Source organism: Fischerella thermalis PCC 7521, assembly GCF_000317225.1.
Lineage (GTDB): Bacteria > Cyanobacteriota > Cyanobacteriia > Cyanobacteriales > Nostocaceae > Fischerella > Fischerella thermalis.
Genome location: NZ_AJLL01000033.1, coordinates 170,741 through 188,455 on the forward strand (window position 1 = coordinate 170,741; position 17,715 = coordinate 188,455).

Sequence of the window (17,715 nt, forward strand, 5' to 3'; positions counted from 1 at the left end):
CCGGCTAATAGCTCAAAACCGCTCATGCGGGTTAGAATTTGTGTTCCAGTCGGTTGAGCACAAGGAACCCATCATGGCAGTAGCGCAAGATATGCATCGCTTTGGACATCACCTCATCGTCGGTATTTCTGGTACTAAATTAAACGATGAAGATAAACGCATACTGAGCGAGATAAAGCCAGCGGGGATTATCTTTTATGCTAAGAACTTTCGTTACGGTGTCCACTACGAAGAATGGCTGCAAATCTATCAGGATCTAGTTAATCAGATTCGGCAATATGCTGAACGTAACTCGATGTTAATCACCATCGATCATGAAGGTGGTACTGTCCATCGTCCATATTTACCAATAACTCGCTTTCCCCATGCTTTCTTGTTGCAGTCCCGGGCGCGTGAAGTCGCAAAAGCAGCAGGATTAGAATTGAAGTCATTGGGAATTAATATATCCTGGTCGCCTGTAGCAGATATTTTCTCTAATCCAGATAACCCAATTATCGGGCCTCGCGCTTTTGGTACTACTCCGGATACGGCTGCTGCTGGTGCGCGTGATTATTTTCTGGGACTGCGCGAAGTTGGGATTATTGGCTGTGCTAAGCACTTTCCTGGACATGGAGATACCAGCACAGATTCCCATCTGGAGTTACCAGTTCTGAATTTAACTATAGAAGAATTACGAAATCGGGAACTTATACCTTTTAAAGCACTGATCGCCGAACAAGTGCCGATGATTATGACTGCTCATATTTTATTTCCACAGATAGATGCTGGTGTACCTGCGACACTTTCACAAACTATCTTAACGGGCATACTTAGGAAAGAACTTGGGTTTGCAGGGGTGATTGTATCTGATGACCTAGATATGAAAGCAGTCTCAAGTATGTATGCTAAAAGTGGCACTGTAGCACAGACATTTAATGCTGGCTGTGATTTATTCATCGTTTCCCGCAATCTACCTTCATCATCTGTGGAACGCACCTTTGCGATCGCTCAAGATTTTGTAAATTCTCTGAGTAACGGTAGCCTAGATGAACGCATTGTCGAAGCAGCAAAAATGCGAATTGATAGCTTAATCGCCATGACGCCGCAATACTCAGTTTCTGCCCTTGACCAAGATACACTCAAGCAACATGCAGAATTAGCGATCGCTTGTGCTTTTAGATAGGGTTGTAACTAGATAAAGCGATCGCATTCCTAGCACTTTGGTAAAAAAGTAAAGTTTAGTTGCAGAATAATTTATTCTGATTGTAGGAGTGATAACTTATTAATTGAAGCTAGAAAGCTTCCCTGGCAGATTTAACAGCCAATGTTCAATTTAGTTAAGAGGTAAAAAAGCTGTTTTATTCCAGTCTGTCTCGTCAGCTAACACCAACACCCAACTCGAACGCTGATATTTCCTCATAGTAGTAAATTGAGGGCAATGTGACTGTTTCTAAGCAAATTTCAGGCAGTACAACCCTAAATTAAATGAACAAAGAGAGGAAGTTTCTCAGCGATTAGATGCTTGGGTGTTGTTGTTTTAAAAGGAACCGATATCTTTACTACCATAGAAACAAGTCGCCATAGGGCATTGGGAGACTCTAAACGGACGTGGAGAGACTGTAAGACTACCTAGTAGCAAGTTTCTGTGAAGCGTCAAGGAATCCTCGCTCCTTTAGGACGAGGAGGTATGTCAAAAGTCTTTTCTCGGTAACTAAACGCTATGATGCGTGATTCTGCTCTTCGTTGAGAGAATTTAGTAGAGACGTAGCAATGCTACTACGTCTGGTCAATGATTTGGCATCGATCTACAAAAATGTATGCAAACATAATTCATGACCAAATTCAGCAACCTCCTCGTCCTCCTTATCTCCTGACAACCCAATTTCTCAGACTTATAGTACCTAGCCCTGCGATGACAAACTAATAAGATTTGAGCAATTGGTTTTACAATCAGTCACACATCACGTTAAATTATTAATTATGAACTAGAGAATGTTTTCATGGCTTGGTTTTTTCTGTTTCTAGCAATTGCTTGTGAAATCTTTGCAACCACTTCTCTAAAATTTGCAGATGGCTTCTCAAAACCGATTTACTTAATGGGGTCAATAATTGGTTATCCTCTTGCATTTAGCTTTTTTGCATTCTCTCTGAAAACAATTGAAATTAGTGTGGGATATGCAGTCTGGTCTGGAATAGGAATTATTGGGACATCTATCTTGGGTGCAATTATCTTTCAGGAAAATATTAACCTAGCTAAAGTCTTATGTATTGGCTTAATTTTTGTAGGAGTAATTGGTTTAAATTTAATTAAATATTAGTAAATTTTTTATCATATTATCTAAGTGTTAATTAAAATAAAGCAGTCACAACTAATTCCTCTTTTCTTTGCCTGGATGATTTAAATCCCATGACTTTTTCCTATCACCCAATGACGCCGGAAGAAACGGGCTAGAGCAGGTTCTTCTAGTGATAAGTATATTGGGCGTCCGTGGGGACAGGTGCGGGGGTTGCGAGTGCGTTGCCAATCATCTAAAATTTGCTGCATCTGTTCCAAGGAAAGGGGTGTACCGTTGCGAATGGCACTGCGACAAGCAACAGCAACTTGTGCAGTTTGTAAGTCACCTCCCCGACTCAGTTCTAAAATTGCGTCTGCACAGTCATCTCGCTGCTGTAACATTGCGGGTACACTGCGAATTGCCCAAAGTTGTTCACCAAAGGGTTCAATATCTAAACCAATACGTTGTAGCTGAGATACTTGTACTGATGATAATTGATAGAAAATGATCGGCGGTTCCATGGGAATGATTTGCCAGCGATCGCACAATTGCTCGTACAATATCCGCTCGTGGGCTATGTGCTGTTCCACTAACCACAAACCACCAGGATGTTCAGCAACTATATAAGTATTGTTTACTTGACCTACGGCTTTGAGGGTGCGGGAAGTAGGGGAAGTGGGGGGAGTATGAGGGGTAGAAGGATTGGTGTTATAAGCACCAGTTTCTTCTGCGACTTTGATTAATTTTCCCACTCTACTAGTATGAACTGCCTCTTGAATCGTGTCAGAGTTGATGCGGAGTGCTTGTTCAATCGCTTGATTAACTTGCTTTTGCCAGTAAGTCAAGTCATTAAGATAAATTTCTGTTTTAGCTGGGTTGCGGTTCCAGTTGATTTGATCTGGGGAAATCAACAAATGTAGACAACAAACTGGGTAGCGATCGCGTGGTAATGTTCTGTGAAATGCTCCTAAGATAGTTTGTTCTAATTCTGGTGCTTTGACCATTCTGCCGTTTATCGCTACCCGCAGCCAATCTGGACGATGGCGATGGCAGCGATCAGGCAATCCCACAACTAAATTCAGTGTAGAGACTTTAGATGTAAGGTCTTTAGAAGAATCGGGGAATTCTAGTTGCAATTCTTGCAAGTCACCCGGACGCACTTGCTGGAGAAGTTGCGGTATGAGTTTCCCCATTGTTGGGGCGGGAGAGATAGTGAACCATTCCCGGTCATTTTGCCAAACTTGCCAAGCAACTTGGGGGTGACAAAGGGCAATTTGGTAGATTGTTGCTTGCACTGCTTTCATTTGCTGTGCTAGTGCTGGTAATCCCTGACGTCTGGCTATACAACTACCAAAGAGATTGGAGACTGTGACAACTGTACCAGGTGCGATCGCAGCGACTTGTTGCTCTAGTATTTGCCCTCCATAGCCGTACACTACTCGCCAACCGACGCCTTCTTCCGTCCCCCCCGTCAACGGAACAGATATACGTGCAGATGGACGACTCAAGATTTCCAATTCTGCCAAGGTCGTTAAACTGTGTAAGGCTTCACCACGAAATCCCAAACTAGTGATTTTCCATAAATCTGCACAGCTACGAATTTTACTTGTGCTATGAGCTGATGCTGCTCGCTGTAGGTCTTCCAAGTTCATACCACAGCCATTATCAGCAACTCGAACTCGCCATTGTTCAGGCCATAAAGAAACCACAACCCGTGTTGCCCCTGCGTCAAGGGAATTTTCTACTAGTTCCCGCACTACAGCTGCTAAAGAGTCTATTACCTCTCCAGCTGTAATTAAGTGTACGACTTCTTTTGGTAAAACTTGAATTGTGGATACCATAAAGTCTAGTTTAGGCGAGGAGTTAATTAATTTAGCATCTAAATAAATTTCCTTTTATTTCTATATAAAAATTTATATTTTTTAAGTTAAATTTATTCAATTTTGTCAATCTTAATAAAAATATTTATTATTTTTAAAAAAAGCTCGAGAAAAATAAATTCTTTGATAGATTGCTGTTTATGGTGAAAATCAACTAACTATTAGGCAAGGCTATTATGCTTGATTCTGTTGCACACAACTTGAAATCTCGTCTGGAATTTGGTCAACCTGGTTTTTCGATAGTTGATGTACGCGATCGCAGCAGCTACAATATAGGTCATATTACAGGAGCAGTACCCATTCCCTTAGCTGAGTTGGCAAGTCGTGCTAAAACTGCTTTCCACAGCAAGCGTGAGATTTTTGTTTATGGTGAAAACGATGATCAGGCTGCCCAAGCTACACAGATTTTAAAAGAGGCAGGTTTTGCTCATGTTACTGAAATCAAAGGTGGCTTGTCTGCCTGGAAGTCAGTTGGAGGTGCAACAGTGGAAGTATAAGGGGAAAGGGAAACGGATACAAGGGAAGGGAGAATTATTTAACAGGTCTCTTCCCAATTCCCGATACCCAATACCCTGTCCCCGATCTAATGTTGCATCGCTACAAGTTTACTATCTTCATGATTGAGCAACCCATTTAACAACGATACTGGACGTTGACCGTAAGGCCAAGCAAAAGCATGACGGAAAGCTGCATCTTGACAGGCTTGGAGCTGTTGAAAGTTAATGATGTCATAGGTGAGAAGATTTTCGTATTCAAACGGTAAACGGACGTTATGTAGCCCGGCGTTATCTGTACAAATGGCGATATCTACTCCAGCATCAAAACAACGGTCAAAAACAACTTTAAGTTGCCGGATATCCTCTAAAGTACCTGTTTTCAGGTAAGTTGTCGGGCAAATTTCTAAACACTGATTACGTTTGGCTAAATCTGGAAGTAATTCGGGGTGTAACAAAGGAATTTGGATACCGTGACCAATTCGCATCAGATAAGGTAACAGTTCTGGGTAGCAACCAGCGGTTGTTTCGTAAAGATGTCCTGTTGTGCCAATTCCCAGAGACAGGGCATATTCGTATAATTCTACCCATTCTTCTAGGCGATCGCCATAATAACTATCCCCGCCTGCCACGTCTACTGCACATACATACTGCTTATTTTGTGCGCCTAAATCTACAATCGCTTTGTTCACCTCATAGGGTAGACGGGAATGCATACAAAGAATTTGACTTGTGACAATCGGATACTCAGATATTTTGCTCGCTTTACCCACCACTTCAACAATTTCCGCCATTTTGTCAATTCTTTCTGATTGACTCAGGTGTTCTGGTGTTCGCAGATAAGGTGTGTAACGTAATTCTAAATAAGCCAAATTTTCAAATATATAAGCACCCCGCAGCAGACGATAAATAAAATAGGGTAGAGTCTCTACAGTTTGCACACTTTCAACAAGAGTGTGTAACTCTAAATATTCATCCAAAGTATTACGCGGACGTGTGTAAAACTCTTCAAAATCTCCATAGTTAGCAAACCGAGAAATTAACTTAGAAGAATGACGTTCAAAGTATCGCCATAAAACTCTTGGTACGACCGAACCACCAAGGTGTCTGTGTAACTCTGCATATAAAGCCATAGTAGTGTATTTAGAATAAATTTTAATTATTATTAACAGTAACAAATAAAAAAACAATCTGCTTTTGGATAAATTTTTTGTAAGTTTCTTTAATTACTTTTTTGACTGCGGCAATTATCAGTAATAATTCTTTCACCGTACACAGTTTTGATAAAAATGCTTTTACTCCTACAGCTTGTGTTCGGCTAGATTTTGTCGGGACAACAGTCTACCAGTAGCAATAATTTTGACATTGGGATTTATTTTGTGTAGTGTGCTGATCGCGACACTCCGAAATAAAATATCTAGTCTCTTCACTGAATTCGCGTATAAGCGATACAGTTAAAATTACCTAAATGCGATGCCATTGTTTTTGATGTAGCGCTTTTGCATTGAGTACATCTAAATTTGATTTGCTAAAATTTGCCACAAAGTTTAGACAAAAGTGCTTTGACTGCCATATCTTGGACTTTGGTAACTTTCTCTCCTCTCAACAACCAAGTACTTTCAGGATGTATACCGCACCTACGTTTGTCTCCACTAAACTTTTGCTTTCAAAGCTTGACATCTGCTCCCAAATTTGTCGATAATTAACGTTTGTGAAAACTTTAGCTTTTTAAAATAAACTCTTGGCTAACGTCATTGTTATAGGTGCCCAGTGGGGCGATGAAGGAAAAGGAAAAATAACTGACTTACTCAGCCGCTCCGCAGATGTCGTAGTACGTTACCAAGGGGGTGTCAATGCTGGACACACAATTGTAGTCAAGGGTCAAACCTTTAAATTGCATTTGATTCCCTCTGGTATTTTGTACCCGGATACAGAGTGTATTATTGGTTGTGGAACAGTCATTGATCCACAGGTTTTAATAGCAGAACTCGATCAAATAGAAAAACTTGGTATTTCTACCAAAAACTTATTAATTGCTGAAACAGCACATGTGACGATGCCTTATCATCGCTTGATTGATCAGGCATCAGAAGAGCGGCGAGGAAATCATAAAATAGGGACGACTGGTCGTGGCATTGGTCCAACCTATGCCGACAAATCGGAGCGTACAGGCATCAGGATGTTAGACTTGATGGATCCCCAAGGGCTACGTGACCAGCTAGAGTGGACTATCAATTACAAAAACGTAATTTTAGAAAAGCTTTATAACTTACCACCGTTAGAACCCCAAAAGGTAATAGACGAATACTTAGGGTATGCAGAAAGGTTGCGCTCCTATGTGGTCGATACCTCGCTAAAAATTTACGATGCGGTTCAGCGGCGGCGCAATATTTTGTTTGAAGGCGCACAAGGTACACTTCTCGACCTCGATCACGGGACTTATCCCTACGTCACCTCTTCTAACCCAGTAGCGGGAGGGGCTTGTGTTGGTACAGGACTAGGCCCGACAATGATTGACCGGGTAATTGGGGTAGCAAAAGCCTACACCACTCGGGTTGGTGAAGGGCCTTTCCCCACAGAATTAGATGGGGAATTGGGAGAATTGTTGTGTGACCGCGGTGCAGAATTTGGTACAACCACCGGACGCAAACGTCGGTGTGGCTGGTTTGATGCGGTTATTGGTCGCTATGCTGTGCGTATCAATGGCTTAGACTGTTTGGCAATCACCAAACTAGATGTCCTCGATGAATTAGAGGAAATCAAAGTTTGTGTTGCTTATGAAATAGACGGCGATCGCTGTGAACATTTTCCCACCAGCGCCCGTAAGTTTGCTCAGTGTCGTCCTGTTTACAAAACCTTGCCTGGGTGGCAGCAGTCTACAAGTAACTGTCGCTCTTTAGATGATTTGCCACGACAAGCATTGGATTATCTAAAATTTTTGGCAGAATTAATGGAAGTGCCGATCGCGATTGTTTCTTTAGGAGCCAGCCGCGATCAAACTATCATTGTTGAAGACCCCATACATGGCCCCAAACGGGCTTTGCTACATGCTGATGGCTCTCCAGCTTCCTTGCTGAGTGCCTAGGCTAGCCCAATTTGTCGATTCACTACTAACAATTTCTATGGAACTTACGATTGAGTGTAAAAAGCGGCCAGAAGGTAGCAAGCCTAATGCTTTGCGTCGTTCTGGGTTAATACCTGCTAATTTGTACGGTCACAAAGGTAGCGAGTCTGTTTCTCTAGTTGTTGATGCTAAAACTGTTGAGCAGTTGCTTAAAAAGGCTCGTGTCAACAAAACTGAGTTTGAACTTAATGTAACAGATTTGGATTGGCGCGGTACAACGGTGATCCGAGAGGTTCAAACTCATCCAGCGAAAGGGACACCTTATCATCTAAGTTTTTTTGCTTCCAGCAAAGGTTGATACAGTTTGTCATAATTGCTGATGGAACCAGGGTTTTCACCCTGGTTTTTTATTGATTGAACCGCGAAGACGCCAAGGACGCTAAGAAATGACAGAGGTTTTAGTTCCACCTTTAATTCAGCAGATGTTGCAGCCTGGGTTTTATCCTCATCAGGTGCAGGAACCAGTGAAGTTAATTCAAACGCATGTTTCTTATGTGTTATTGACTGGGGATTTTGTTTATAAGTTGAAGAAGCCAGTAAATTTTGGCTTTTTGGATTATTCGACTTTGGAGAAGCGTCGGCATTTTTGTGAGGAGGAGTTAAGGTTAAATCAACGGGGTGCGCCGGAACTTTATTTGGAAGTATTACCTGTTGCTTTGGTGGGTGAGCAATATCAATTGGGGGGAACGCCAGTGGTAGAGTATGCACTAAAGATGCGTCAGTTTCCCCAAGAGGCGTTGTTGAGTGAGATGTTTGAACAGGGGAAATTAGAACAGAGGCATATGGTGGAATTGGGACGGGTAGTGGCAGAATTTCATGGGAAAACTGTTAGTAATGATTACATTCGTTCTTTTGGAGAAGTATCACAAGTCCGGGCTGCGTTTGAGGAAAATTATCAGCAAACGGAAAGGTATATTGGTGGACCACAGACGCAGGTGCAGTTTGAGGAAACGAAGAAATATACAGGTCAATTTTTTGCAGAGCGTGGGGAACTGTTTAAAAGTCGTATTGCTAATGATTATATTAGGGAATGTCATGGCGATTTGCACTTGAGAAATATTGCGCTATGGCAAGATAAGATTTTGCTATTTGACTGCATTGAGTTTAACGAGCCGTTTCGCTTTGTTGATGTGATGTACGATGTGGCGTTTACGGTAATGGATTTGGAAGCGCGACAGTCTCGAGATTTAGCTAATGTGTTTTTGAATACTTATGTTGAACAAACAGGGGATTGGGAAGGTTTACAGGTATTACCTTTGTATTTAAGTCGCCAAGCTTATGTCAGGGCGAAAGTCACTTCGTTTTTGCTGGATGATCCGGGTGTACCAACAGAAGCTAAGCAGGAGGCGACGAAAACTGCTGCTGCTTATTACAAGCAAGCGTGGGAGTATACTCAGCCGCGTCAAGGACAGCTAATTTTAATGTCGGGCGTATCTGGTTCTGGAAAGAGTACAACAGCTCGGTATTTAGCTCAACAGATAGGAGCAATTCACATTCGTTCCGATGCAGTGCGCAAGCATTTGGCGGGTATTCCCTTGCTGCAACGTGGTGGAGATGATTTGTATACCCCCGAAATGAGTCAGAAAACTTATACACGCTTACTGGAGTTGGGGATAATGCTGGCAAGTCAAGGTTTTAATGTGATTTTAGATGCCAAGTATGATCGCCAGCAGTTACGACAAGAAGCGATCGCTCAAGCCCAAGCTAAGAAAATACCCTTGCAGATTTTGTGTTGTACAGCACCACTGGATGTTTTACAACAACGTCTGCAACAGCGTACTGGTGATATTGCTGATGCAACTGCTGATTTATTAGCGTCACAACTTGATACTGCTGAGGGCTGGACTGAAAAAGAAAAACCATTTGTGAAAATTTTGGACACAACTCAACCAATACAGGCACAATTAAAGGAAATATTTACGAAGGAAGGCAGAAGGTAAAGATTTACAAAAAGCCTTAACAGTGAATTTTAGATTTTGGGATTTGGATTTCAGTGATTAGGAAAGTAATTTTTGTAATTGGCTTGATGCTGATTAATCCAAAATCCGAAATCCATCTTGAAAAGCTTTGAAGTTCCCTCCGGGACGCTGCGCGTAGGCGCGTAAGCGACTTCTCGTAAGAGTACGGAGGTTTCCTCCGCTCAAACTTTTCGCAAAATTCAAAATCGGTTGACCTTATGACACCACAGAAGAACAATTTCAAGCAATTTCTATCGATATCGCCCAATTTTTTAAATCAGATACTATTTGGGATCTTTTTAACACTCATTTTTTTAGTGGTACGTTACCCACTACCTGTAAGTCTTTTCTTGGGTATATTAGGTGGCTTAGCTGTAGGCTGGCTAACAACAGCTAGTAAAGGTACTCCCCAAGGTGATTCAATAGCCTCTTCTGAGGGTATTGATGCGGGTTTAAAATACTGGTTATTCTTCTTACTCGGCTTTGTGTTTCTGGGATATCAACCATCCGTAAGTATATTGCTGGGTTCGTTAGCCGGTATTGGTGGAGGCTGGATTATTGCTTGGTGGAAAAGTAAGGAAGAGACTAGAACTCAAATCCCGGACGAATTAATAGATGAAACACAACTAGAGTTACCTCCTACCCCAACTGTCAAGCGACGAGTCAGAAAGCCTACACGTCGCTACCGTCGTTCATCTGGAGGTTCTAACTGGCCACAATTTTGGCGGAGGTAAAAAAGTTTTGTTAGTTGTTAGTTGTTTGTTGTTTGTTTTCTCCCCTGTCCTCCCGTCTCTCCATCTCCCATGTTCTTGTTTCTCTCAAAGTTGCTACCACTATTTTTTTATCCTTTGGGGCTAGCTAGTATTTGTTTGCTGGTAGCACTGTTCATGTTGTGGAAACGTCCTCGTACAGCAGCGATCGCTATCACGTTGGCGCTAGTGATATTGTTATTAAGTAGTAATGCCTGGATTGCTAATTTACTAGTGCGATCGCTAGAATGGCAGTATTTGCCACCTGCACAACTACCAAATGCAGAAGCAATCGTTGTGTTAGGCGGTGCTACTAAACCAGCTTTGCCACCACGACCAAGTGTAGATTTAAATGAGAGTGGCGATCGCGTTATTTATGCTGCTCAACTTTATCGCCAAAACAAAGCCCCTTTAATTATTCTGAGTGGTGGGCGCATTGATTGGGGCGACAATCAAGGTTTATCAGAATCTGAAGATATGGCCCAAGTCCTTACCTCTATTGGTATACCATCAGAAGTTCTCGTTCAAGAAGCTGAATCTCTCAATACCTATCAAAATGCAGTAAATGTCAAAAAAATACTTGACACTCGTGGGATTGGCCGGATTTTACTAGTGACTTCCGCTATGCATATGCCTCGGTCATTTTTAATCTTTAAGCGTCAGGGTATTGAGGCTATCCCTGCACCTACTGATTTTCTGATAACTAACACCGAAATCAAAGCACTCGGCCATACTCCTAAAGCTGCTATTTTGAGTTTGTTACCAGATAGTTCTAATTTACATAAGTTTACTGTGGCAGCTAAAGAGTATGTTGGTATGTTTGTCTATCGTTTGAGAGGCTGGCTGTAATAATAAATGAGGAGTTGAATAAGTAATTATGAACTTTCACTCTTAAATTTTTGCTTTTAATTCATTCAAGTTATGTCTAAAGACTTACCACATATTATTCCTTGTCCTCAACCTCAAATTGAGGAAAGTTTTGCTGTCTACCAAACCACTCACCAATTTTATCACGAAGTTAAAACCAGAACAGATTATCAACAATACTGTGAGTGGTATTACGCAACAGCAGAACAACATCGTCAAGACCTAAAAAAAATGCGCGGCGAATTGAATATAATGCAGTTTTTTGTTCGCCGCCAATGAGGGACGTTAAATAATTTCTAACTCCTTTTCACGGAAGTGAGCTTTGAATTTTTTGCTAAACTGCACTAGAACAGGCAAGTTAGCACTAACTGGTCTACCGTGCCACTGGGTAACAATATCTACTACCTCTCCCTCTGTACCTTTTAGATCAAATGCATTACCACGATGCTCGGGATGATGGTACACTACCACGGATTCTTTAACACGAACGCGATCGCCTTTCTTCATAATAGAACTTACACCTAGCTTCTGCTTTTCCACAAGTGTCTCCACTGCCATCCCTCACTGAACTTGCTGCTGATAAAACATAGACTGCTTGCAAAAGTCGTTTTTGGCTTCTAAGCAGTATTGAGGCGTGATTTAACGCCTTAATACTACCTAGACAAACAAAGCCTGCCTATGCAGGCTTGAATATGGTTCGTTCTCTTAGTCTAAGACCCTTGTTTTCCAATCGATGGGAGAATAAGAGAACCAGGTGAGATATAAAATCACCTGTTGCTTTGCCAAGGGGCCTAACCATTTTATCTTCACTCTAGGGTGATACAGCAGTCAAGTTAGTTAGTTATGGTTGTTGATTGTTGGTGGTTGTGGTTAATTATTGTTTTTCTCCCGTGTCTTTCTTTGCCACCCCGCCCGTGCTACGCGCACTCTCCCCGCAAGTGAGGAGGGTGAGGGTGGGGTGTACTCCATCTAGATGCAAAGGGGTGTTCAGGCATAATTACTTAAGCTTGCTGCTGAGGAACCTGTGTCATTTGTGCTAATTGCTTTTCTTTATCAAGTCTGCGCTTTCTAGCATAAAGCTGAATAGTCACCGCCATCAGCACAACCAAGCCAAAAATAACCCAAGCAGTCAAATCTGTAGGCAAACTATTCTTAAAGACAACCAACATCACAATCACCACCAATAAAACTGTTGGTGCTTCATTCATCGCACGCATCTGTTTACTAGTCCATTTGCATCTATTTTCTGCCAACTGTTTCATCAAACGAGCGCAGTAGTGATGATAAACAAGTAAAAGTGCCACAAATCCGAGTTTATAGTGTAACCAAGTTTGTTTTAAAAACTCTGGTTGCGTCACCAGTAACCCAATTGCACACGCCACAGTCACCAGCATTCCCGGAGTTGTGATGATGTTGTAGAGGCGCTTTTCCATAATTTGATACTGATTTTTTAGTATCGTCTTTGCTGGTTCTGGTTCTTGTTCAGCTTCGATGTGATAGATGAAAAGACGCACTAAATAAAATAACCCAGCAAACCAAACCACAACGCCGATTATATGAAATGCTTTAAACCAAGAATAAGCCATGAATTTTAACCTGTGTTTCTACTCTCAAATATCAGGTTAAGGCAAAATCTTGTACGGCAATTGCTGGGAATGAAGTTGAGTGATAAAGAAGTGTGAAGTTTTTCAAGCCAATCATGGTAAAGCCCCACGAACCTTGCGATAAAAATTTAACTCCTCTATACTCCTACATCCTTACACCCCCACACCCATTTTCAAGTGAGATTATCTTTGTTTCTAAACTGCTCAGCGTATTGCTGCAACCTTTGAAAATAATCAAGATTCACAATCTCAGCAATATCGCTTTCTTTTTTTGCTTGGTCTATTTGAATTTTTAACTCTAACACTTCTTGTTTGAGCTTTTGTTCTCGTTTGTAAAACTCGCTTCATTTTGGGACAGAGGAATTTGTTTTAAACCAAGAATTGGCTGGTGTTGAGCGATCGCTTATTTGTCATGACCCACATCTGTTTACCGACAGATATGAGAAGCTATGGTTAAACTAGCAGCGATCGCACAAGCAGCGAATAAAATCATTCGCTCTTTTGTTGTTAATTTTGAATCTACAGGTAGTTCTCCTGTATAACCACGAACTACCATTGCTGCATAAACTCGTTCTGCTCTTTCTAAACTGCGGAGATACAAACTACCAATCATCGCTGCACTGGCGTAACGTAACCACCCAGCTGGGCCACTCAGACCCCGTAATTGAGCAGCACGCTGCATTCTCTGTACTTCTGCCAATAAGATTTCTAGATATTGTCCAGACAGCAGTAAACTTTGCTTCAAACCACTGGGAACAGGCAAAGCCTTCAGAGCAATACCAAAACTATGTGGTGGTAAAGTTAACAAAAAACTATTCATTGTGAGTAAGCAAACAAGAGAACGAACCAACAAAAAACTGGCTCGTTCCCATCCCAAAGGTAAAGCCACACATGAGAGAAATATTAATTCTGTACCCAACAAGCCTGTTAGTTGAGGTAGGGGTGCGCGTAATAACACAGTCCAAATAAGGGCGATGGAAGCATATGCAGCTAGCCAGTACCAAGCTTCATACTTTAACAAAGCCGCCCCGATGACAATTACCAGAGATAGCTGTAAGCGTAAGGGTAATGATAGTTTAAGCATTCTTTGGTTTTACTACCTGTGCAATGCCAAAGGCAACGGCAAAGCAAACAATCGAACCAATAATTCCGGCGATACTTGTACCGATGGGGCCCAATCCTTCTATACTATAGTCAGCGAAAGGTGTTGGTACTGCTACTCTTACCTGTTCGGCGAGGTTAATAAAGCCTAAGTTTTCTGCAACTCTTTCCAAACCATCTGGCCAGGCGGAGGCTACTAAGGAAAGTAAACCAGAAATCAAAAGAACAATGACTACTGGCACTACCCACCCTTGCAACTGGCGTTGTTCTCCAGGTAACAAATCTGGTCGAACTGTGGCTAGGTAAGCTAACACACCCCCAGTAATCAAACCCTCGCCAATCCCAATCAAAATATGTACACCAGTCATGGCTGGTAAAACTAGTCCCAGAGGTGCTGTTCCCGAAATAGCTAACTCAATCGCACAGGCGATCGCAGCTACAACCACACTCACAGCAGCAGCGATCCCAGCTGCTAATGGTAAGCGACTTCTGTAACCCCCAAACAATCGCTGTAGGGTTTGGGTTAAACTCCAACCTACCCAGACTCCCACTACTGCCATGTTAAAAATATTCGCTCCTAAGGCAGTGATTCCTCCATCGGCAAACAACACAGCTTGAATAATTAAAACTGTGGCGATGCATATTGTACCAGCCCCAGGATTACCAAGAATGATTGCTGCTAAAGTTCCCCCTAATAAGTGACCACTTGTACCCCCTGCAACTGGGAAATTAATCATTTGGGCAGCAAAAATAAAGGCAGTAGTTAAACCCAAAATAGGTGCATGTTTAATTCCAAAAGCATCCCGTGATCGCGTCAATGCAATACCTAGTGCAGCCACACTTGCCACACCAGTAGCTGCTGCTACTGGTGGAGAAATAAAACCATCAGGAATATGCATTAGGTATCTCCCGTTTGTGTTTTTATTTGTACAGAGTAATTTTTATAACTAAGACATGAAACTAATTCATAAAAAACAAAATTTGCTCCTCTTGTGCAATGCCCTCGCGGGGGATTTTATACTCTTACTTCAGGATTATTGACAACAAAGTTTGTATAAAATGATTTACTTATAATTTTGATTGTTAAATCCTGTAAGTTAACAACATACAAAGCAAATAAATTTTGTTGCGTTACAATTTGTTGTCTAACACTTATGTTTCAATGCATATAATAAAGTTAAGAAATTTAAAAAAATCAAAAATTAAAATAAATAAAATTTCACATCAAAAATCAATAATTAAAATGCGTAGCAATCCTCAACGAGTTGTGAAAATTGAGAGAGTCATATCATGTCCGTTTGAAGACTTATCATATCTGTGAAGGCCGGTAATTGGTAATGGGTAATAGGTAATGGGAAAAACCAGTTATATCATGTTCGCTTAAATACTTATACTGTCGCGTGGGCTGGTAATAGGTAATGGGTAATTGGTAATGGGAAAAACCAATGACCAACACCGAAGCATAATATCGTAAGCAATTAGTCGAACTTGATATTACCTGTTACCTACAAGACCAACCATATCGTAAGTAATTAGCCGGACTTGATATCAGATACCCGACCTCTTAAAGAAGTCGGGGATCTTGTTTTTTACAAATCTCTAAAAATAAAGAAATTTATTTAATATTCGCTGTTGTAATTGCTCTAAAATAGTTTCATTTTGAGTTACTTCATCCACAGCACGTAGTATCTCACAAATTAAAGGCACTCCTAACTGTAACTCTTCAAGAGTGTCACCTTGAGAAAACACATCCTTGGGTTCTCCTTCCAACACTAACCGTCCCCGATCCATCACAAACATCCAATCTGCCCAACGATATACTAAATCAAGGTCATGGGTTGCCATTACTATTGTTGTGCCAGTAGCATGGATATCTTGTAAAGTTGTCATCAACTTACGAGTATGCAGTCTATCTAGATAGGCTGTTGGTTCATCTAACAATAATAATTCTGGTTTTAGCACCATCACATCTGCGATCGACACTCGCTTTTTTTGACCTAAACTTAAGTGATGTACAGGTCTTTGCGCAAGTTCGATTAAATCAAATTCAATTAATGCTTGCTCGACTCGCTGTTGAATTGCAATCTCTGGTAAACCTAAATTACACAGTCCATAAGAAATATCTTCTTCTACCGTGGAAGCAACTAGTTGTTGTTCTGGATCTTGGAAAACCACACCAACTTTTTGACGCAATTGCACTAAGGATTTACGATCATATTGTAGTGGTTTACTTTGCCAAATAATTTTACCTTTATCTGGTTTGTATAAACCATTTGCTAATAAAAAAAGGGTGGTTTTGCCACAACCATTTTGACCAATTAATGCACACTTTTTTTGAGCAGGAATTTTTAAACTAAGATTATTAATAGCGGCTTGCTTAGCTCCTGGATAGGTGTAATGTACTTGTTCAAATTCTAGTAACCATTCCTGCATTCTGCCCCCATTCTAATGCTATTAATAAAGCACAGCCAAAAATAGCCTCTATTATATATCGCTTTGATTGATGATAACGATAGGGATGCCAAACCCGCAATTCTCCATTAAAGCCCCTGGATTCTAAACTCAAGGAAACTTGACGATAGTTGTCTATTGTACGTTTGAGTAATTGTCCAATTAACAGCGCTAGACTTCTGATTCCAGTAGCAAAAGTACGGTATCCTCCCCTAGCTTGCTGAGCAACCCATAATTCAGAAGCTGTGCTTAACAGTACAAAAATAAAACGATACATCAGTAATAAAATTTCAGTAATAATTACTGGACAGCCGATGCGTCTTAAAGTTTGCAAGAGTGCAGTAAAAGGAATAGTCAGAATGATGAAATACAAACAACAAAGAGAAGCTAAAGCTCGTGTTAAAATTGCCCAACTCTGTACAACACCGTGGTGACTAAGGTATAAGTAATAATTGCCAAAATTTAATCCTGCAATTGAGTCTTTTTCTACTAAATTTAAATGAGATATGTCAATCCCGTTGATGACTAAAGCTGGCAAACTTGTTAACCAAAAAAAAGTTGCGACGTAAATCAACTTTAAATATGTTTTGCTAGGAATTTTTGCATAAATTACTGTCCAAATAGTCATCCAAAGAGCAATCATAACTTGTATAAAAGAATGACCAAAGGCAGAAATTATTAGTAGGACACTAGCAAATAGCAGTTTTTGTTCTGGTGGCAACCAACACAAACGATTAGTATAAGCTAGGGTGTCAATCTGAATTTTCATTACGACGATTTTGTTGTTCTGAGCGTCCTCTATACAGTCCAATTACATAACCAATTACGCCAGCCCCTGCAGCCGCTTGCACTGCAAATAATAGACTCTCAACTTCTCCACTTGGTAATTCAATTAATGAATTAAACCAAGGTTGATATTGAGGCTGTATCTCTTTAATTGCTTCTTCAGCTTGACCATCTGCTCCACCAAATTCTGCATCTTGAATGAGCATTAAGGGTATTACTGATAATGCAACTACTGCTAATAGTAATAACCAATTATTCCATCGATGTTTTTGAATTTTTGATTTTGGATTAGTCATAAGTTAATAGTCTATGCTTATTTGTAACATCACATCTGTTTTGAAAAAGGGTGTAGAGACGTAGGAGGAGTTAACATTTCATTCCTTCGTTGTGGTCAATTGTGGAAGTCTTACACCCATTTTTTTGAGCGCCAAGAAATAAATTCATTG

General features: G+C 40.9%; 19 protein-coding genes. 9 read left to right on the plus strand and 10 right to left on the minus strand.

Features of this window, described 5'->3' with window-relative positions:
• Positions 1-73: 73 nt before the first annotated feature.
• Positions 74-1,162 carry a beta-N-acetylhexosaminidase gene (nagZ, locus tag UYK_RS0107685; RefSeq protein ID WP_016871203.1) on the plus strand — a complete coding sequence of 363 codons (1,089 nt, stop codon included), beginning with the start codon at positions 74-76 and terminating at the stop codon, positions 1,160-1,162.
• Between the two features lie 817 nt (positions 1,163-1,979).
• Positions 1,980-2,297, plus strand: a complete 318-nt coding sequence (locus tag UYK_RS0107690) for a DMT family transporter (protein ID WP_009458415.1) — start codon at positions 1,980-1,982, stop codon at positions 2,295-2,297.
• An 80-nt stretch (positions 2,298-2,377) separates the two neighbouring features.
• On the opposite strand, the gene mutL is transcribed toward UYK_RS0107690, so the two are convergent.
• Complete coding sequence (gene mutL / locus UYK_RS0107695) at positions 2,378-4,096, minus strand: DNA mismatch repair endonuclease MutL (RefSeq protein WP_009458417.1); 1,719 nt, start codon at positions 4,094-4,096, stop codon at positions 2,378-2,380.
• Between the two features lie 215 nt (positions 4,097-4,311).
• Here mutL and UYK_RS0107700 point away from each other — a divergent pair, with 215 nt between their 5' ends.
• A complete protein-coding gene (locus UYK_RS0107700; RefSeq protein WP_009458419.1) occupies positions 4,312-4,632 on the plus strand; it encodes a rhodanese-like domain-containing protein in 321 nt (106 codons plus the stop codon).
• A gap of 86 nt (positions 4,633-4,718) precedes the next feature.
• On the opposite strand, the gene UYK_RS0107705 is transcribed toward UYK_RS0107700, so the two are convergent.
• Positions 4,719-5,762 carry an adenosine deaminase gene (locus UYK_RS0107705; protein ID WP_009458421.1) on the minus strand — a complete coding sequence of 348 codons (1,044 nt, stop codon included), beginning with the start codon at positions 5,760-5,762 and terminating at the stop codon, positions 4,719-4,721.
• A 608-nt stretch (positions 5,763-6,370) separates the two neighbouring features.
• Here UYK_RS0107705 and UYK_RS0107715 point away from each other — a divergent pair.
• From UYK_RS0107715 to UYK_RS0107725, 3 genes are all read left to right on the plus strand, one after another.
• Positions 6,371-7,714 (plus strand): adenylosuccinate synthase, encoded by a 1,344-nt coding sequence (locus UYK_RS0107715; RefSeq protein WP_009458422.1) that lies wholly within the window; start codon positions 6,371-6,373, stop codon positions 7,712-7,714.
• Positions 7,715-7,751: 37 nt separating this feature from the next.
• Positions 7,752-8,051 (plus strand): 50S ribosomal protein L25, encoded by a 300-nt coding sequence (gene rplY / locus UYK_RS0107720; protein ID WP_009458423.1) that lies wholly within the window; start codon positions 7,752-7,754, stop codon positions 8,049-8,051.
• 88 nt (positions 8,052-8,139) lie between these two features.
• Entirely contained in the window at positions 8,140-9,693 is a 1,554-nt protein-coding gene (locus tag UYK_RS0107725) for a bifunctional aminoglycoside phosphotransferase/ATP-binding protein (RefSeq protein WP_009458424.1), read from the plus strand.
• Positions 9,694-9,786: 93 nt separating this feature from the next.
• On the opposite strand, the gene UYK_RS27535 is transcribed toward UYK_RS0107725, so the two are convergent.
• A complete protein-coding gene (locus UYK_RS27535; RefSeq protein WP_268741950.1) occupies positions 9,787-9,915 on the minus strand; it encodes a hypothetical protein in 129 nt (42 codons plus the stop codon).
• A gap of 14 nt (positions 9,916-9,929) precedes the next feature.
• Between UYK_RS27535 and UYK_RS0107730 the strand changes: the two genes are divergently transcribed.
• The 3 genes from UYK_RS0107730 (at position 9,930) to UYK_RS0107740 (ending at position 11,606) form a co-directional block, all read left to right on the plus strand.
• On the plus strand, positions 9,930-10,445 hold the full coding sequence (locus tag UYK_RS0107730; RefSeq protein ID WP_009458425.1) for a hypothetical protein: 516 nt from the start codon (positions 9,930-9,932) through the stop codon (positions 10,443-10,445).
• Positions 10,446-10,514: 69 nt separating this feature from the next.
• Positions 10,515-11,309 (plus strand): YdcF family protein, encoded by a 795-nt coding sequence (locus UYK_RS0107735; protein WP_009458426.1) that lies wholly within the window; start codon positions 10,515-10,517, stop codon positions 11,307-11,309.
• Between the two features lie 72 nt (positions 11,310-11,381).
• Positions 11,382-11,606, plus strand: coding sequence for a hypothetical protein (locus UYK_RS0107740; protein ID WP_016871206.1), 225 nt, complete (start codon positions 11,382-11,384; stop codon positions 11,604-11,606).
• A 6-nt stretch (positions 11,607-11,612) separates the two neighbouring features.
• Here UYK_RS0107740 and UYK_RS0107745 read toward each other — a convergent pair whose 3' ends face one another.
• From UYK_RS0107745 to UYK_RS0107780, 7 genes are all read right to left on the minus strand, one after another.
• Positions 11,613-11,885 carry a ferredoxin-thioredoxin reductase variable chain gene (locus UYK_RS0107745; protein WP_009458428.1) on the minus strand — a complete coding sequence of 91 codons (273 nt, stop codon included), beginning with the start codon at positions 11,883-11,885 and terminating at the stop codon, positions 11,613-11,615.
• 443 nt (positions 11,886-12,328) lie between these two features.
• Positions 12,329-12,913, minus strand: a complete 585-nt coding sequence (hemJ, locus tag UYK_RS0107750; protein WP_009458429.1) for a protoporphyrinogen oxidase HemJ — start codon at positions 12,911-12,913, stop codon at positions 12,329-12,331.
• A gap of 445 nt (positions 12,914-13,358) precedes the next feature.
• A complete protein-coding gene (locus tag UYK_RS0107760; RefSeq protein ID WP_009458432.1) occupies positions 13,359-14,015 on the minus strand; it encodes an energy-coupling factor transporter transmembrane component T family protein in 657 nt (218 codons plus the stop codon).
• Positions 14,008-14,931: an energy-coupling factor ABC transporter permease gene (locus UYK_RS0107765; RefSeq protein ID WP_016871208.1), complete on the minus strand. Its 924-nt coding sequence runs from the start codon at positions 14,929-14,931 to the stop codon at positions 14,008-14,010. Before UYK_RS0107765 ends, UYK_RS0107760 begins: the two co-directional genes overlap by 8 nt.
• 700 nt (positions 14,932-15,631) lie before the next feature.
• The gene (locus tag UYK_RS0107770; protein WP_016871209.1) at positions 15,632-16,465 is read right to left on the minus strand and encodes an energy-coupling factor ABC transporter ATP-binding protein; all 834 of its coding nucleotides are present in this window, start codon (positions 16,463-16,465) and stop codon (positions 15,632-15,634) included.
• A complete protein-coding gene (cbiQ, locus tag UYK_RS0107775) occupies positions 16,440-17,252 on the minus strand; it encodes a cobalt ECF transporter T component CbiQ (protein WP_016871210.1) in 813 nt (270 codons plus the stop codon). Before cbiQ ends, UYK_RS0107770 begins: the two co-directional genes overlap by 26 nt.
• Positions 17,236-17,565, minus strand: coding sequence for an energy-coupling factor ABC transporter substrate-binding protein (locus UYK_RS0107780; protein ID WP_016871211.1), 330 nt, complete (start codon positions 17,563-17,565; stop codon positions 17,236-17,238). The genes cbiQ and UYK_RS0107780 overlap by 17 nt, the downstream gene beginning before the upstream one ends.
• Positions 17,566-17,715: the final 150 nt, after the last annotated feature.

Bases quoted from the DNA above. Each gene is read 5' to 3' on its own strand.
- UYK_RS0107735 (WP_009458426.1), top strand. From the start codon at position 10,515: ATGTTCTTGTTTCTCTCAAAGTTGCTACCACTATTTTTTTATCCTTTG.
- UYK_RS0107730 (WP_009458425.1), top strand. From the start codon at position 9,930: ATGACACCACAGAAGAACAATTTCAAGCAATTTCTATCGATATCGCCC.
- UYK_RS0107725 (WP_009458424.1), top strand. From the start codon at position 8,140: ATGACAGAGGTTTTAGTTCCACCTTTAATTCAGCAGATGTTGCAGCCT.
- UYK_RS0107700 (WP_009458419.1), top strand. From the start codon at position 4,312: ATGCTTGATTCTGTTGCACACAACTTGAAATCTCGTCTGGAATTTGGT.
- UYK_RS0107745 (WP_009458428.1), bottom strand. From the start codon at position 11,885: ATGGCAGTGGAGACACTTGTGGAAAAGCAGAAGCTAGGTGTAAGTTCT.
- mutL (WP_009458417.1), bottom strand. From the start codon at position 4,096: ATGGTATCCACAATTCAAGTTTTACCAAAAGAAGTCGTACACTTAATT.
- UYK_RS0107705 (WP_009458421.1), bottom strand. From the start codon at position 5,762: ATGGCTTTATATGCAGAGTTACACAGACACCTTGGTGGTTCGGTCGTA.
- cbiQ (WP_016871210.1), bottom strand. From the start codon at position 17,252: ATGAAAATTCAGATTGACACCCTAGCTTATACTAATCGTTTGTGTTGG.
- nagZ (WP_016871203.1), top strand. From the start codon at position 74: ATGGCAGTAGCGCAAGATATGCATCGCTTTGGACATCACCTCATCGTC.
- UYK_RS0107770 (WP_016871209.1), bottom strand. From the start codon at position 16,465: ATGCAGGAATGGTTACTAGAATTTGAACAAGTACATTACACCTATCCA.
- hemJ (WP_009458429.1), bottom strand. From the start codon at position 12,913: ATGGCTTATTCTTGGTTTAAAGCATTTCATATAATCGGCGTTGTGGTT.
- UYK_RS0107780 (WP_016871211.1), bottom strand. From the start codon at position 17,565: ATGACTAATCCAAAATCAAAAATTCAAAAACATCGATGGAATAATTGG.
- UYK_RS0107760 (WP_009458432.1), bottom strand. From the start codon at position 14,015: ATGCTTAAACTATCATTACCCTTACGCTTACAGCTATCTCTGGTAATT.
- rplY (WP_009458423.1), top strand. From the start codon at position 7,752: ATGGAACTTACGATTGAGTGTAAAAAGCGGCCAGAAGGTAGCAAGCCT.
- UYK_RS0107765 (WP_016871208.1), bottom strand. From the start codon at position 14,931: ATGCATATTCCTGATGGTTTTATTTCTCCACCAGTAGCAGCAGCTACT.
- UYK_RS0107740 (WP_016871206.1), top strand. From the start codon at position 11,382: ATGTCTAAAGACTTACCACATATTATTCCTTGTCCTCAACCTCAAATT.
- UYK_RS0107690 (WP_009458415.1), top strand. From the start codon at position 1,980: ATGGCTTGGTTTTTTCTGTTTCTAGCAATTGCTTGTGAAATCTTTGCA.